Genomic DNA, 14,543 nt, shown 5'->3' with positions numbered 1-14,543 from the left:
CGCGCCGTTCAGGCGTCAGGACGGATCGGCGCCCGGGGTGATGTCGCTACGTAAAGGCGATAGCGCCGCGTCACACGCCGCCGAGCACATGCACGCCGACGAGCAGCAGCGCGCCGATCGCGATCAGCAGCAACGCATGAACACGCGTGTAGATCACGCACAGCGTCGACGCCGCCGCGATCGCGCGGGCGGCCCAGCCGCCGTCAAGCGCCTGCACCAGCACCCACGCCGACGCGAGGATCATGCCGGCCGCGACCGGGCGCAGGCCGGTTTCGAGCGCGATTTGCCAGCGCGCGCCCCGATGTCGCCGCCATAGATGCGCGACGCCGTAGATCAGGAATGCGGTCGGGCCGAACAGCGCGAGCGTCGCGATCACCGCGCCCCAGAAGCCGGCCACCTGCCAGCCGATCAGCGTCGCCAGCAGCGAGCCGGGGCCCGGCGCCATCCGTGCGATCGCGAAGTCGTTCACGAATTGCGCGGCGCTCATCCAGTGATGCACATCGACGACTTGCCGCTGGATATCGGCGATGACCGCCTGCCCACCGCCGATCGTCGCGATCGACAGCGGCGCGAACACGCCGAACAGTGCTGCGTAACGTGCGGACGCGTTCATCGTGCGTCACTTCCGACCGGCGCAGCGGCCGCGCGACGGTATTCGAGCGCGACGCTCAGCGTGCCGCCGATCAGCACGGTCCACACGAGCGGCCAGTGCAGCACCGCGACCGACACGAACGTGAGCGTCGTCACCGCGAACGGCAGCACGCGGCGCGGCAGTCGGCGCACGGCGGTGATCGCCATCGAGATCGACAGCCCGATCGCCGCGGCCGCCGCGCCGGCGAGCGCGACATGCGTGAGCGGGAACCGCGTGAGGGTCGAGAACGCGACGCCGAACAGCACGATCAGCACGGCCGGCGGCGCGATGATGCCGGTGAAGCCGGCCACCGCGCCGCGCCATCCGGCGAGCCGGTAGCCGATCCAGATCGCGAGGTTCTTCACGTTGACGCCCGGCAACGCTTGCGACAGCGCGAGACCATTGAGGAACGCCTCTTCGTCGAGCCAGCGCCGCTCGTGCACGAAATCGCGCATCATCCGCCCGCTGAGCCCGCCGCCGAAGCTGGTCAGGCCGATCTGCGCGAATGCGATGAACAGGGCAAGGACGCCCGGCGGCGGTGCGTCGCCCGCGGGCGGTGCCGTGGGAGTCGTGGCGAAGGGTGAGGGCATCGGGCGGGTGGCACGTGGCGATCGAGCGATCGCCCATGTTAGCAAGCGGTGCCTGTCAGCACGCTGACATTGGCGCGAAGCCTGCACCATCCCCCTCTCCGCACTGATTCGACGCCGCCGGGCCGACGCGCGCTACGCACGCACCACGGTCACGCCCGCGGCCTCGATCGGCTTCGTCAGCGCGGCGTCGGTTTCCTTTTCGACGACGATGGTCTGCGCCAGCGTGAGCTCGCCGATCACGAACTGCGACGCCGCGCGCAGTTTCGACTGCGACGCGAGCACGACCGTCTCGGCCGCGCGTTCGGACAGCGCGCGCTTGATCGCCGCCTCCTCGAAATCACCGGTGCTCAGGCCCGCGGCCGGATGGACGCCCGTGACGCCCATGAAGTACAGGTCCGCGTGAATGCGCGCGATGCCTTCCATCGCCGCCGCGCCGACCGCGACGATCGAGTGCTTGTAGAGCCGCCCGCCGATCAGGATCACGTCGATCGACGAATGCGCGGCCAGCGCCACCGCGACGCTCGGGCTGTGTGTGACGATCGTCGCGCGCAGGTCGGCCGGCAACTGGCTGACGAGCAGCGCGGAGGTCGTGCCGCCGTCGACGATCGCCACCTGCCCGGGCGCGATCATCTGCGCGGCTCGCCGTGCGATGCGCCGCTTCTCCGCGGTTTCGAGCGCCTCGCGCTGCGCGAACGGCGCGACGGCCGGCGACGCCGGCAGCGCGCCGCCATGCACGCGCTGCAACCGCCCTTCAGCCGCGAGTTCGCGCAGGTCGCGGCGCACCGTGTCTTCGGACACGCCGAATTGCACGCTCAGCTCGGCGGCCAGCACCTGACCGTCGCGCGCGAGCGCGTCGAGGATCGCTTTCTTGCGTTGCGTCGTCAGCATCGTGTTTGCACGAAAATTCTTGAAATTGCACGAATATGCACGTTACCATGGGCGCCGTCCTTTGTCGAACCGGAGGCTGCGATGGCTGCAACGCGGGAGCGGGTCCGCATCGTCGATACGACGGTGCTGTCCGATGACTGGTATGTGCTGAGGAAGGTGACGTTCGATTTCCTGCGCCGCGCCGGGACGTGGCAGCGCCTGAGCCGCGAGACCTATGATCGCGGCAACGGCGCGACGATCCTGCTGCGTCATGCCGAGACGGGCGACGTGCTGCTGACGCGGCAGTTCCGGATGCCGGCGTTCGTGAGCGGGCACGATGGCATGCTGCTCGAAGCGGCCGCCGGGCTGCTCGACGACGAAACGCCCGAAGCGCGCATCCGCGCGGAGGCCGAGGAAGAGACCGGCTATCGCGTGCGCGGCGTGCGCAAGGTGTTCGAGGCGTTCATGAGCCCGGGTTCCGTGACGGAGAAGCTGCATTTCTTCGTCGGCGAATACGATGCGTCGCTGCGCACGGGCGCGGGCGGCGGCGTCGCGGAAGAGGGCGAGGATCTGGAGGTCGTCGAGATGCCGCTGCAGGCTGCGCTGGATGCGATCGAGCGCGGCGAGATCGTCGACGCGAAGACGATCATGCTGCTGCAGTACGTCGCGCTGCGGGAAACCGCGGGCGTGCGCGCCGCATGACGCCGCGGCTCGTGCTGGTCGCCGGCCCCTATCGCAGCGGCACGGACGGAGACCCCGCGCGCATCGCCGCGAACCTGCGCCGGCTGGAAGCGGCGGCGCTCGCCGTGTATCGCCGCGGGCACGTGCCGATGATCGGCGAATGGGTGTCGCTGCCGCTCGCCGCCGCGGCCGGGTCGACGCAACTCGGCGACGCGATCGGCGAAACCTTCCTGTATCCGGCCGCGCACCGGCTGCTGCGACGCTGCGATGCGGTGCTGCGCACCGACGGTGCGTCGCGCGGGGCGGATGCGGACGTGGCGCTTGCTCGGCAACTCGGCAAGCCGGTCTATTTCGCGGTCGACGAGATTCCGGCTGGGCAGGACGATTCGGGTCACTAAGCAAGCATGGGCGCCGCGTCGCGGTATCGGCGGTGCGGACGGTCGGTATTCGCACTGTCGGAAGCCGCACGCGCGCCGCGCCACGCAGTTGCGTTGCCGATGCGGCGCGACGCCCGAACCGGCGTATGATCGCGACGCCACTCGCGCAACGTTCGACGCCACCGCTTCTCCATCATGCCGCCTTCCGATCCCGCTGATCCCGCCGATTCCATCGCGCCGCTTCCCGCCGATCTCGTCGCGTCCGCCGTCGACGCGCTCGCGCGTGCCGACGCCTTGCTCGTCACGGCCGGCGCCGGCATCGGCGTCGATTCCGGGCTGCCCGATTTTCGCGGCACGGACGGCTTCTGGCGCGCGTATCCGGCGCTGCGCCACGAGCGTTTCGAATTCCACGAGATCGCGTCGCCGCACGCATTTCGTGCGCGTGCGCCGCTCGCATGGGGATTCTACGGGCATCGTCTCGCGCTCTATCGCGCGACGACGCCGCACGCGGGCTTCGCGATCCTGCGCCGCTGGATCGACGCGATGCCGAACGGCGGCTTCGTGCTGACGAGCAACGTCGACGGCCAGTTCCAGAAAGCCGGCTTCGAGCCGGCACGCATCGTCGAGATCCACGGCTCGATTCATGCGATGCAATGCCTGCGCCCGTGCACGGACGCGACGTGGGACGCGGCGCCGTTCGTGCCGGAAGTCGACGAAGCGACGTGCCGCCTGGTTGGCGACATGCCGTGCTGCCCGCACTGCGGCGGTCTCGCGCGGCCGAACATCCTGATGTTCGGCGACACCGGCTGGCTCGGCGCGCGCTACGACGCGCAGGAGCGCGCGCTGGAAGACTGGATCGCGCAGGCCGGGCGCGTGGCCGTGGTCGAGATCGGCGCGGGCACCGCGATCCCGACCGTGCGTCTGCTGAGCGAACGGCTCGGCGCCGACGTGATCCGCATCAACGCGCGCGAGGCGCATGCGCGCCGGGCGGACGTGATCGGGCTGAAGGGCGGTGCGCTGGCGACGCTGAACGTGCTCGACCGCGCATGGCGCGGCGGCTGAGCCCCGCGCTTCGCGCCGACCGGCGCCGAAGCCGCGTGATGGCGGCCGCGCGACTACGGCCGCGCGACGAGCGCCTGCACGAGCGCCGGCGCGATCGGTGAACCGAGGCCCGTCACGTAGTCGTAGCCGCCCGCCGCGTTGCAGATGCTGCCGCAATTGCCGTTGGACCCGGTCGTCACGTCGTGAAAGTCGCTGCCGTACGCGGTTTTGCCGACGGTATAGAGCGTGTCGTAGGTGCCGCTCAACGCTTTCTTGCCGGCCGCCGCGCGCAGCGAATTCGCGATCGCGACGAGCGCCGCCCATTGCGGCGCACCGGCGCTCGTGCCGCCGACCTGGAACCAGCCGGCCTGCCCCTGATAGGCGACCGAGTCGTACACCGCGAAACCGCTGGACGGATTCGCGTCGTAGCTGACGTCGGGCACGCCGCGCTTGCCGGCCACCGGAACCGGCCATGCGGTCTGGCCGGCCGGCTCGGCTTCGATGCCGCTCACGCCGCCGCCGCTGCCGCTCCATGCCGCCTCGCCGATGTAGTTGCCGGCCGTATCGGACGACAGCGTCGTGCCGCCGACGGACACTACATAAGGCGACGCGGCCGGGTATTCGGTGCCGGTGCCGCTGTCGCCGGATGACGCGACGAACGTGACGCCGGGTGCGTTGAAATGGCTGTCGAAGCCGGTCTCGCTGCTGAATTCATTGCCGCCGAAACTCATCGACACGACCGACGCGCCGCGCTTGACCGCGACGTCGACCGCGGCCAGCAGGTCGTTGAAGCTGGCCGACGCGGCTTCGACGAGCAGGATCTTCGCCTTCGGCGCGATCGCGTGGACCCATTCGACGTCGAGCGAGATTTCGAGCGCCCAGCCTGAATCGGTCCTGGGCCGCCCACCGCGTGCGTACACCTTGGTGAAACAGCCGTTCGACGACGTGCAGGCCGGCAGCGAGAACGCATTGCTGAACACGCCGAGATCGGATTCGATCTTCGGGTGGTCGTACGCGTCGACGATCGCGACGACCATCCCGTCGCCCTGGTTCGCGATCGTGTCGAATCCGTATGCATGCCGCGTGAGTGCCGGCGTGAGGCCGGCGATCGCGGCCGTGCTCGCGCGCGACTTCGTGTGGAACGGCGGCCGGGCAAATCCGTTCGGTGCGCGGTGGCCTTCGACGTAGGATGGCGGCCCGTTGCCGTCGGCGAGCGCACCGCCGGACGCGAGCAGCGACGCGCACAGCGCCGGAATCAACATGGACGACAGGCGGATATCGTTCATTTTTCGAGTCTCCATGTCGATGGAGTGGGGTGGCGAAACGATTTTACGAAATCGACGGCGGTAATTGCATCGAATATCGGCCGGATACGGGAATGTCTGATAAGGGAAAGTACGTGGAGCCCACGTAGGACGGGAATTTCACGGGGTTGGTCCGAGCCGGATCGAACGGTTTTATCGGTTTTTAAAAATCTGATAAATAATCGGCCGATTCAGAATCGATTTGTCATGTCGGATGAAATTGCCTGGTAAATGTTCGCCGCGGCGCGCGGGTGGAAATCGTGAAAGGCATCATGCGCTCGCGACGCGATCCGATGCCTGTCGGCCCGGTTCGTCGGCATTGCCGGTGTGGCGCGATTACGCATACAGTTCAGCGTAGGCCGCGTGCGCCGCGCGGCGCCGTCACTGAGGGGTGCCCTTGTTCTATTCGATCGTCGCGATCTTCGTCGGCGCCGGCCTCGGCGCGTTGCTGCGCTGGTTCCTGAGCCTCGCGCTCAACGCCTGTTTTCCCGCGGTGCCGCTCGGCACGCTCGCGTCGAACCTGATCGGCGGCTACGTGATCGGCGTGGCCGCCGTCGTGTTCACGGTCCGCGTCGGGTTGCCGCCCGAGTGGCGGCTGTTCGTGATCACCGGTTTTCTCGGTGGCCTCACGACGTTCTCGACCTATTCGGTCGAAGTGATGACGCACGCGCTCGAGGGCGAATTCGGATGGGCGTTGGCGGTGGCTGCCCTACACTTGACTGGATCGTTCGCGCTGACGGCGCTCGGCATGTGGACCGCGCGCGCGTGGCTCGCGGCGGCCTGAGCGGGCCGCCATCGGAGGGAGCGATGGACAGGGTCTTGTTGCGCTTCTACGTGCACGAGCAGCATCGGCTGCACTGGAAGCCGCTGTGGGAGTGGCTATTGGAAGAGGCGAACCGGATGGGTGTCGCGGGCGGGTCCGCGTTTCGCGCGATGGCCGGTTTCGGCCAGCATCGCGTGCTGCACGAGGATCGCTTCTTCGAACTGCAGGGTTCGCTCGCGATCGAGGTCGAATTCGTCGTCACCGAGGACGAGGCGCAGCGGCTGCTCGAGCGGCTGTCGCGCGAGAAAGTGCGCGCGTGCTACGCGATGATGCCCGCGCGGTTCGGCGTGATCGACACGCTCGGCGCACCGCCGGCGCAGGGGCCGGCGGCGTAGGCCCGTCGCGCCGGATCAGATGCCGAACATCGTCAGCGACACGGCGGCGCGCGTGACGATCATCAGCAGCACCTGCACGATCACGAACAGCAGGATCGGCGACAGGTCGATGCCGCCGAGGTTCGGGATCACGCGGCGCAGCGGATTCAGGAACGGCGCCGTGAGCTGGTAGAGGATCGGCATCGCCGGCGAGCGCGGGTTGAGCCACGACAGCAGCGCCATCAGGATCGTCATCCAGATCACGAGGTTGAGCGCCCACTTCACGACGGTGAGCAGCGCGACCACGACGAGCGTCGCGATCACGGCGGCCGGATCGAAGCCGGCCATGACGATCATCAGCACGACGTAGACGAGCGCGGTGAGCAGCGCGGCGACGACGCTGGCCCAGTCGATGCCGCGTACGCCCGCGATCACGCGGCGCAGCGGCAGCACGAGCCAGTTGGTCGCCTGCAGCACGGCTTGCGTGACGGGGTTGTACGGCGGCACGCGGACGGCCTGCATCCAGACGCGCAGAATCAGCGCGGCGCCGAATAGCGTGAAGACGGTATTGAGCAGAAAACGGGCGATCTCGCCGAACATCGTTGGCATCCTTTTTATTACAGTCAGTAGCGTGCGGCCGCCAACGCCGGTTGGCGGCGCATCGGCCGACACCTTATCACGCCTCGTCTCGCGGCGGGGAGGGGTGCGCGGCCACGCGCGCGAGCGACGTTTCGACGGCTTCGGCCAGCGCCGGCAGCGACGCCGGCGGCGTCGCGCGCTTCGCCGCGAGTGCGATCGCGCGGCGCGTGAGCAGCGCATACAGCGCCGCGTGATCGCCGCCGCGCGCCTCGAGCAGCGCGAGCTGGCGCTCGACGATGCCCGTGTCGCCGCGCGATACCGGGCCGGCCAGCGCATTCGCGAGCCCCTTGTCGCGCGCGGTCTCGATCGTGCCGGCGAGCATCGGCAACAGCGCGCGCAGCGCGGCGTCCTCGTCGAAACCGAGGCCGCGCCACAGCTCGACCGCTTCCGACAGCCCGCACAGCGCGAAGCTCGCCGCGTAGTGCGCGGCCGCGTGATACAGCATCCGGCCGCCGGCCGGGATCGACAGCGGATGGCAGCCGAGTGCGGCGGCAAGTCGCAGCAGCGTCGCGTGCAGCGCACCTTCCGCTTCGATCGTGACCGAGCAGCCGTCGATGCGCGCGAGGTCGGCGTCGGTGCCGCCGAACAGATAGAGCGGATGAAAGCCGCCGGTGGCCGCGCCTTGCTGCTTCGCCGGATCGAGCAGCGTGACCGCCGACGCGCCGCTGCAATGGACGACCGCCTGGCCGGCGGCGCGCGATGGGTCGAAGCGCAGCGCCGCGGCGCTCGACGCGAGATGATCGTCGGGTGTCGTCACGAAGATGAGGTCGGCGGCGTCGATCACCTGCTGCGGCGTGTCGACCGCGCGGCAGCCGTCGATGCGCGCGGCGAGGCCGGCGGCCGACGCAGGCGTGCGGCTCGCGATCGCGACGACCGGGAAGCCGGCCTGCGCGAAGCGTTGCGCGATACAGCGCGCGAGGCGGCCGGCGCCGATGAAGCCGAGGCGGGGTGTGTCGGGAAGCGGCATGGCAGCGGCGGTAAGCAAAAACGAGGCAGCCGCCAGTATCGCAGGAATGATGCCGGTTCCGTGGAAGGCCGGTTACGGAGCCGCCGCACGTATGGATGACCGACAGGCGGCGCGATTCGGGCCGGCCGACGCTCGGAATGACGACCGCATCAGGATCGTGGAATCCGACCCCGAAACACCGCGTGCCCGTATCCCGCTTGAAATGTTGGCATCTCGTCTTTAATTTGTAATCGTTCATTACGTACGCGCGCCCCGTGCCCAGGACGGATCCGGTAAGACTGACCGGTCGTTGTGTGGCGACCCGTCTCCTCGGACGGAATCGCGCGACCTGCAAGGGGCGCCGCCCGCGCCGGGTATCGCGCCGCACGGCGGCTCCGGCCGCGTGCGATTGCAATTTGCAACAAATGCCCGATACGCGCGGGGCGGGTTTTCGCTACATTGCTTCCATGCGACGTGCATGCCCGCCGTTGCCGACAGGGAGCGCCTAAAATACCGCTCCAGCAGGAGAATCGAAGTGAAAAAGCTCATTCCGTTCATCGCCGCCGCCGCGCTGGGCCTGGGTGCCGCAAGCGCCGCGCAGGCTCACGTGTCGATCGGGGTCGGCATCGGTGTCCCGGTCGCGCCCGCTTATCCCGTCTATGCACCGCCGCCGCCCGTGTATTACGCGCCGCCGCCTCCGCCCGTCTACTACGCGCCGGCGCCGGCCTACTATGCGCCGCCGCCCGCCGTGGTCGTCGGCGGCTACTATGGTCGCCCGTACTGGCGCCACGGTTATGGCGGCTGGGGCCATCACGGCTACTGGCGTCGCTGATTCGCCCCGCGCGGCCTGACCGCGCATGGCAAAACGGCGCAACGTCCCGCGAGGGGCGCTGCGCCGTTTTTCATTGGGGCCGCCGTTACGTGCGTGGCTGCGCGCGGGGCGGCCGCGATTACGCCGCGTGCACGATCAGGTCGCGATAGCCGCCGACGATCACGCTGTACGAAAAGTACGCGAACAGCAGCGCCGACGCGACATGGCAGGCCCGCATCAGCCCGGCGCCCGCGCGCTTGCGGCCCTGGCTCGCGAGCGTGCACATGAAGAGCGTCCACGCGAGGCCGCCGAGGAAAAAGCCCGTCAGGAACACCGACGCGGTGGCGGGAGTGGTCGCACCGGCTTTCGCGATCAGCGCGCCGCCGACCGCCGCGAACCACAGGATCGCGCTCGGCGACGACATCGCGAGCAGCATCCCGCGCATGAAACTGCGCCGCGCGCTCGCCTGCGGTGGAAGTGGGGCGTCCGCATCGTCGTCGGCCGCCTTGGCGGGCGCGAGCGCTTCGCGCGCCATCTTCCACGTGAGGAACAGCAGCACCGCGCCGCCGCCGATCCATACGATCCAGCGCACGGGTTCGAACTGCAGCAGTACGGCCATTCCCGCGAGCGCGAGCGCCGCGTAGACGAGATCGCCGACGCACGATCCGACGCCGAGCCAGAAGCCCGGCCGGAAGCCGTGCGACAGCGTCAGCGACAGCATCGCGACGTTGACGAGGCCGATATCGAGACACAGCGACAGCGACAGAAAGAATCCGTCGGACAGCATGGAGGCGGGTGGAAAGCTCATCTTCTGGGTGCGTGCGACGATTGCGATGCGCGGGCCGGCGGGCGCCGGCCGCGTGGCGTCAGAGGCCGATCTCCTGCCACAGCCGGTCGACGCGGGCCTTCACGGCCGCATCCATCTCGATCGGGCGGCCCCATTCGCGGCTGGTTTCGCCGGGCCACTTGTTGGTCGCGTCGAGCCCCATCTTCGAGCCGAGTCCGGCCACCGGCGACGCGAAGTCCAGATAGTCGATCGGCGTGCTGTCCACCATCACCGTGTCGCGTACGGGGTCGACGCGCGTCGTGATCGCCCAGATCACTTCCTTCCAGTCGCGGATGTTCACGTCCTCGTCGACGACCACGATGAACTTCGTATACATGAACTGCCGCAGGAAGCTCCACACGCCGAACATCACGCGTTTCGCGTGGCCCGCGTAGCTCTTCTTCATCTGGACGATGGCCATCCGGTAGCTGCAGCCTTCGGGGGGCAGGTAGAAGTCGGTGATTTCCGTGAACTGCTTCTGCAGCAGCGGCACGAACACCTCGTTGAGCGCGACGCCGAGCACCGCGGGCTCGTCGGGCGGCTTGCCCGTGTAGGTCGAGTGGTAGATCGCGTCGCGACGCATCGTGATGCGCTCGACGGTGAACACCGGAAACCACTCCTGCTCGTTGTAATAGCCGGTGTGGTCGCCGTACGGCCCTTCGAGCGCGTGCTCGTACGCGGCCGCCGCATTACCGGCCGGCCGCGGCGGTGCGCCGGCCGGAGCGGGGGCAGGGGCGCCTTCCTGCGGATGAATGAAGCCTTCGAGCACGATCTCCGCGCGCGCCGGCACCTGCAGCGTGTCGACGCCCGGCGTCAGGCACTTCGCGAGCTCCGTGCGGCTGCCGCGCAGCAGGCCGGCGAACTGATACTCGGACAGCGAATCGGGCACGGGCGTCACCGCGCCGAGCGTCGTGGCCGGATCGGCGCCGAGCACGACCGCGACCGGATACGGCTTGCCGGGATTGCGCAGCGCGAACTCGCGGAAGTCGAGCGCGCCGCCGCGATGCGCGAGCCAGCGCATGATCAGCTTGTTGCGGCCGATCAGCTGCTGGCGGTAGATGCCGAGGTTCTGGCGCGCCTTGTTCGGCCCGCGCGTGACCGTCAGGCCCCACGTGACGAGGGGCCCCGCATCGCCAGGCCAGCAGGTCTGGATCGGCAGCTTGTTCAGGTCGACGTCGGCGCCTTCCCAGACGATCTCCTGGCACGGCGGCGACGACACCGACTTCGGCGCCATGTCCCACACCGCCTTCGCGAGCGACAGCAGTTTGCCGGCGTCCTTCAGGCTCTTCGGCGGATCGGGTTCCTTCAGCGCGGACAGCAGGCGTCCGAGATCGCGCAACGAAGCGAGCGCGGCATCGTCGCCCGCATCGACGCCCATCCCGAGCGCGACGCGGCGCGGCGTGCCGAACAGGTTGCCGAGCACCGGGAACGCATTGCCGGGCGGCGCGTTGAACAGCAGCGCCGGGCCGCCGGCGCGCAGCACGCGGTCGCACAGCTCGGTCATTTCGAGCACGGGCGACACGGGCTGCGTGACGCGCCGCAGTTCGCCGAGCGCCTCGAGGCGCTGAATGAAATCGCGTAAGTCTTTGTATTTCATGAAGAAGGTCCGGGCCACCCGCAGGGACGGGCAGCGATGAGAGGGCGCGGCGGCCGGCTGCGACCCCGAATCGACCGACGATTTTACCCGGGCAGCCGCCCGGACGCCCGGCGCGGAAAAAAGTCGACCGCGCGCAAACCCCCTACGGCACGGGGCTTGCGTTCTGAAGAGTGGTTTTAAATTACTTTTTGTTATCATTTTGAGTTTTTATAGTGTTGACGATCTATAAAACCCTGCTAGAATCCGCTCACATTGGTTGCAGGGTAAAAGGCTTCGAGCCGCCAATCACCGATCTTTGACGCAGCGCGTCACCGTCCGCCGAATCCTGCACGGCGTCTTCGACGGCCTTTGTCGTAGTCCCAGCCAGCGCCACCAGACGCTGGTTTTTTGCGTGGGTGCCACCGCGTATGCCCGTCTCGCCCAGTGTGTGCGAAGGCGCCGGCCTTCTTACACCGTGGCCTCGAACGGTACTTATACCGTTTCCCCGATGCTTGCGCGTCCCAACCAAGGCGTGCGGCGTCGTGATTCCGCGGCGCGTTTTCTGTCTCGCCTTCGAGCTGAGCGAGCCGCACGAGTCATGTTCATGGGAGATGATCTGAATGAACGCTTGGTTATCGTGGCGTCCCACTGAGCAGCATGCGCAAATCGTGCGCAACTTGCTGCGTCGCGGGACGCGTGTCAGTCACCATCTATTCAGCGTTGTCGGCTGTTTCGCTGTCGCGGTTGCGCTTGCACTGTGGCTGCTGCCAACCGTCCGCGGCACGCTCGCCGCGAAGCTGATGCCGGTCGTATCCGCGGCCGTGCAGGCCGGCCCGGCCCGTCTGCTGTCCGGCCATCCGCTGCCGAACTTCGCGCCTGCCGGTGCGCAGCCGCAGCAGGAAGACAATCCCGAAACGGATACGCTTGCGGTCGGCCTCGATGTCGCACCGGAAGCTGCCGCGCAGGGCGCCCAGGGCGATGCGTCCGATCCGGCCCGCACCGGCCCGTCGCCGGTCGCGCTGGCCAAGCTGATTCCGATTCAGCGGGTGGCGGCCGATGCGCGCGACGATCGCGCGCTCGCGTCGAACCGCGAACAGGCGCTCGTCGCCACCTACCTGTCGCGCCGTTACCGCGTCGCGCAGGAGCCGCTCGGTCAGCTCGTCAAGGCGGCGTTCCAGACCGGCCGCGACGTCGGCCTCGATCCGCTGCTGCTGCTGTCCGTGATGGCGATCGAATCCGGCTTCAACCCGTACGCCGAAAGCGGCGTCGGCGCGAAGGGCCTGATGCAGGTCATGTCGAAGGTCCACTCCGACAAATTCGAGTACTTCGGCGGTACCGACACCGCGCTGCAGCCGCTCGCGAACCTGCAGGTCGGCGCGCTGGTGCTGAAGGACTGCATCGCGCGCGGCGGCTCGCTCGCGAACGGCCTGCGTCTGTACAACGGCTCGACGAACCCCGACGACAATGGCTACGGCTCGAAGGTGATGGCCGAGCGCGCCCGCCTGCGCGACGTCGCGCGTGGCCGCAACGTGCCGATCAATGCGCCGCAGGCGCCTGCGCAGCCCGCGAAGCCGATCGTCACCGCCGCTGCCGTGACGGCCGCGGCAGGCGGCGCGAAGCGCGTACATGCGACGCTCGACGGCACGACGTCGGTCAAGGCGGCGCCGAAGGAAGCGGCTTCGCAGGACGACGCGAGCGTCGATACCGCGAAGCAGTCGCGCGGCGATCATTCGGAGCTCGGCGCGTAACGCGTCACGCCCGCCGTGCGGCTGCGGCCGGCAGGACATGAAAAAGGCACCCGGGTGCCTTTTCGTTTTGCGGTACGGTGAAGCGGCCGCTGCGCCGGCCGCGGCGTCAGTGTCGACCGAACAGCGTCGCGAGCCGGTCGACGGCCTCTTCGAGCCGCGAGTAGGCCGTCGCATAGGACAGGCGGATATAGTCGTGCGGCGCATGGACACCGAAGTCCATGCCCGGCACCAGCACCACGCCCGCGTCGTGCAGCATCGCCTGCGTGAGCGCGGCGCTGTCGCCGGCCGCCGGGTGCGCGACGCCGCCGCAATGCGCATACACGTAGAACGCGCCGTCGGGCATCACCGGCACCGTGAAGCCGAGCCGCTCGAGCGCCGGTGCGATGAAATCGCGGCGGCGCTTGAATTCGAGCCGGCGTGTTTCGTAGATGTCGAGCGTCGCGGGTTCGAAGCAGGCGAGCGCCGCATGCTGCGCGAGTGCGGACGGGCAGATGAACAGGTTCTGCGACAGCTTCTCGAACGTGCCGACGAGCGCGGGCGGCACGACGAGCCACCCGAGCCGCCAGCCCGTCATGCTGAAATACTTCGAGAAGCTGTTCACGGTGATCACGTCGTCGCCGAACGACAGCGCCGACACGGGCGCGGCGTCGTAGCTGAGCCCCTGGTAGATCTCGTCGACGATCGTGAAGCCGCCGCGCGCGCGTACCGCGTCGACGATTCGCTTGAGTTCGTCCGGCTCGAGCGACGTGCCGGTCGGGTTCGACGGCGACGCGAGCAGCACGCCGCGCGTGCGCGCGTTCCAGTGCGTGCGGACGTCGTTTTCGGTGAGCTGGAAGCGCGCGTCCGGGCCGCTCGGCACGAGCACCGGGCGACCTTCGGCCGCCGCGACGAAGTGCCGGTTGCACGGGTATGACGGGTCGGGCATCAGCACTTCGTCGTCGCGACCGACCAGCGCGAGGCACGCGAGCAGCAGCGCGGCCGATGCGCCGGCCGTCACGACGATCCGCTCCGGGCCAATCGTGAGGCCGTATGCACGTGCATAGTGCGCGGCGATCGCCTCGCGCAGCGGCGTAATGCCGAGCGCGCTCGTGTACTGCGTGACGCCACGGCGCAGCGCAGCCGCGGCGGCCTCGACAACCGGCTCCGGCGCGGTGAAATCCGGTTCGCCGATGCCCATGTGGATAACATCGCGCCCCAAGGACTCGAGCCGCTGTGCCTCCTTCATCAGTTCCATCACGTAGAAGGGCTGGATCGCGTCGACGCGTGCGGCGAGCGTGACGAGCGAATCGGCGGTGGTATTCATCGGCGGGCAGGGCGGGGAGAAAAGAATGAAAAACGGGCGCTTGCGCGCCCGTGGACCAGCGAACGG

Annotated in this window: 16 protein-coding genes; 7 read left to right on the top strand and 9 right to left on the bottom strand. The window is 68.7% G+C overall.

Features of this window, described 5'->3' with window-relative positions; translation table 11 throughout:
- Positions 1–70: 70 nt before the first annotated feature.
- From C5F75_RS14540 to C5F75_RS14530, 3 genes are all read right to left on the bottom strand, one after another.
- Complete coding sequence (locus C5F75_RS14540; protein ID WP_104012378.1) at positions 71–613, bottom strand: chromate transporter; 543 nt, start codon at positions 611–613, stop codon at positions 71–73.
- On the bottom strand, positions 610–1,221 hold the full coding sequence (locus tag C5F75_RS14535) for a chromate transporter (protein WP_104012377.1): 612 nt from the start codon (positions 1,219–1,221) through the stop codon (positions 610–612). The genes C5F75_RS14540 and C5F75_RS14535 overlap by 4 nt, the downstream gene beginning before the upstream one ends.
- Positions 1,222–1,353: 132 nt before the next feature.
- Positions 1,354–2,109, bottom strand: coding sequence for a DeoR/GlpR family DNA-binding transcription regulator (locus C5F75_RS14530; protein WP_104012376.1), 756 nt, complete (start codon positions 2,107–2,109; stop codon positions 1,354–1,356).
- 81 nt (positions 2,110–2,190) lie between these two features.
- Between C5F75_RS14530 and C5F75_RS14525 the strand changes: the two genes are divergently transcribed.
- The 3 genes from C5F75_RS14525 (at position 2,191) to C5F75_RS14515 (ending at position 4,208) form a co-directional block, all read left to right on the top strand.
- Positions 2,191–2,790, top strand: a complete 600-nt coding sequence (locus tag C5F75_RS14525; RefSeq protein ID WP_104012375.1) for an NUDIX domain-containing protein — start codon at positions 2,191–2,193, stop codon at positions 2,788–2,790.
- Positions 2,787–3,167, top strand: a complete 381-nt coding sequence (locus C5F75_RS14520; protein ID WP_104012374.1) for a DUF4406 domain-containing protein — start codon at positions 2,787–2,789, stop codon at positions 3,165–3,167. Before C5F75_RS14525 ends, C5F75_RS14520 begins: the two co-directional genes overlap by 4 nt.
- A 174-nt stretch (positions 3,168–3,341) precedes the next feature.
- Positions 3,342–4,208 (top strand): SIR2 family NAD-dependent protein deacylase, encoded by an 867-nt coding sequence (locus C5F75_RS14515; RefSeq protein ID WP_104012373.1) that lies wholly within the window; start codon positions 3,342–3,344, stop codon positions 4,206–4,208.
- 53 nt (positions 4,209–4,261) lie between these two features.
- On the opposite strand, the gene C5F75_RS14510 is transcribed toward C5F75_RS14515, so the two are convergent.
- A complete protein-coding gene (locus C5F75_RS14510) occupies positions 4,262–5,473 on the bottom strand; it encodes a S53 family peptidase (protein ID WP_104012372.1) in 1,212 nt (403 codons plus the stop codon).
- A gap of 415 nt (positions 5,474–5,888) precedes the next feature.
- On the opposite strand from C5F75_RS14510, the gene crcB reads away from it, so the two are divergent.
- Positions 5,889–6,275, top strand: coding sequence for a fluoride efflux transporter CrcB (gene crcB, locus C5F75_RS14505; RefSeq protein WP_059574149.1), 387 nt, complete (start codon positions 5,889–5,891; stop codon positions 6,273–6,275).
- Positions 6,276–6,298: 23 nt separating this feature from the next.
- Entirely contained in the window at positions 6,299–6,649 is a 351-nt protein-coding gene (locus C5F75_RS14500; RefSeq protein WP_059574148.1) for a DUF190 domain-containing protein, read from the top strand.
- 15 nt (positions 6,650–6,664) lie between these two features.
- Here the strand turns inward: C5F75_RS14500 and C5F75_RS14495 are convergent, their stop codons facing one another.
- On the bottom strand, positions 6,665–7,228 hold the full coding sequence (locus C5F75_RS14495) for a YggT family protein (RefSeq protein WP_104012371.1): 564 nt from the start codon (positions 7,226–7,228) through the stop codon (positions 6,665–6,667).
- 76 nt (positions 7,229–7,304) lie between these two features.
- Positions 7,305–8,234 (bottom strand): Rossmann-like and DUF2520 domain-containing protein, encoded by a 930-nt coding sequence (locus C5F75_RS14490; protein WP_104012370.1) that lies wholly within the window; start codon positions 8,232–8,234, stop codon positions 7,305–7,307.
- A gap of 514 nt (positions 8,235–8,748) precedes the next feature.
- On the opposite strand from C5F75_RS14490, the gene C5F75_RS14480 reads away from it, so the two are divergent.
- Complete coding sequence (locus C5F75_RS14480; RefSeq protein WP_059574146.1) at positions 8,749–9,045, top strand: hypothetical protein; 297 nt, start codon at positions 8,749–8,751, stop codon at positions 9,043–9,045.
- Positions 9,046–9,163: 118 nt separating this feature from the next.
- Here C5F75_RS14480 and C5F75_RS14475 read toward each other — a convergent pair whose 3' ends face one another.
- Both C5F75_RS14475 and C5F75_RS14470 read right to left on the bottom strand, forming a co-directional pair.
- Positions 9,164–9,832 carry a LysE family translocator gene (locus C5F75_RS14475; RefSeq protein WP_104012368.1) on the bottom strand — a complete coding sequence of 223 codons (669 nt, stop codon included), beginning with the start codon at positions 9,830–9,832 and terminating at the stop codon, positions 9,164–9,166.
- 58 nt (positions 9,833–9,890) lie between these two features.
- A complete protein-coding gene (locus C5F75_RS14470) occupies positions 9,891–11,447 on the bottom strand; it encodes a UbiD family decarboxylase (protein WP_059574144.1) in 1,557 nt (518 codons plus the stop codon).
- Positions 11,448–12,046: 599 nt separating this feature from the next.
- On the opposite strand from C5F75_RS14470, the gene C5F75_RS14460 reads away from it, so the two are divergent.
- Positions 12,047–13,174: a transglycosylase SLT domain-containing protein gene (locus tag C5F75_RS14460; protein ID WP_059574143.1), complete on the top strand. Its 1,128-nt coding sequence runs from the start codon at positions 12,047–12,049 to the stop codon at positions 13,172–13,174.
- Between the two features lie 106 nt (positions 13,175–13,280).
- Here C5F75_RS14460 and C5F75_RS14455 read toward each other — a convergent pair whose 3' ends face one another.
- Entirely contained in the window at positions 13,281–14,477 is a 1,197-nt protein-coding gene (locus C5F75_RS14455) for a pyridoxal phosphate-dependent aminotransferase (protein ID WP_059574142.1), read from the bottom strand.
- Between the last annotated feature and the right edge of the window lie 66 nt (positions 14,478–14,543).

The organism is Burkholderia anthinoferrum (assembly GCF_002925705.1).
GTDB lineage: Bacteria > Pseudomonadota > Gammaproteobacteria > Burkholderiales > Burkholderiaceae > Burkholderia > Burkholderia semiarida.
The sequence above is the reverse complement of the archived record's forward strand: the minus strand, read 5'-3'. Positions and strand labels throughout refer to the sequence as shown.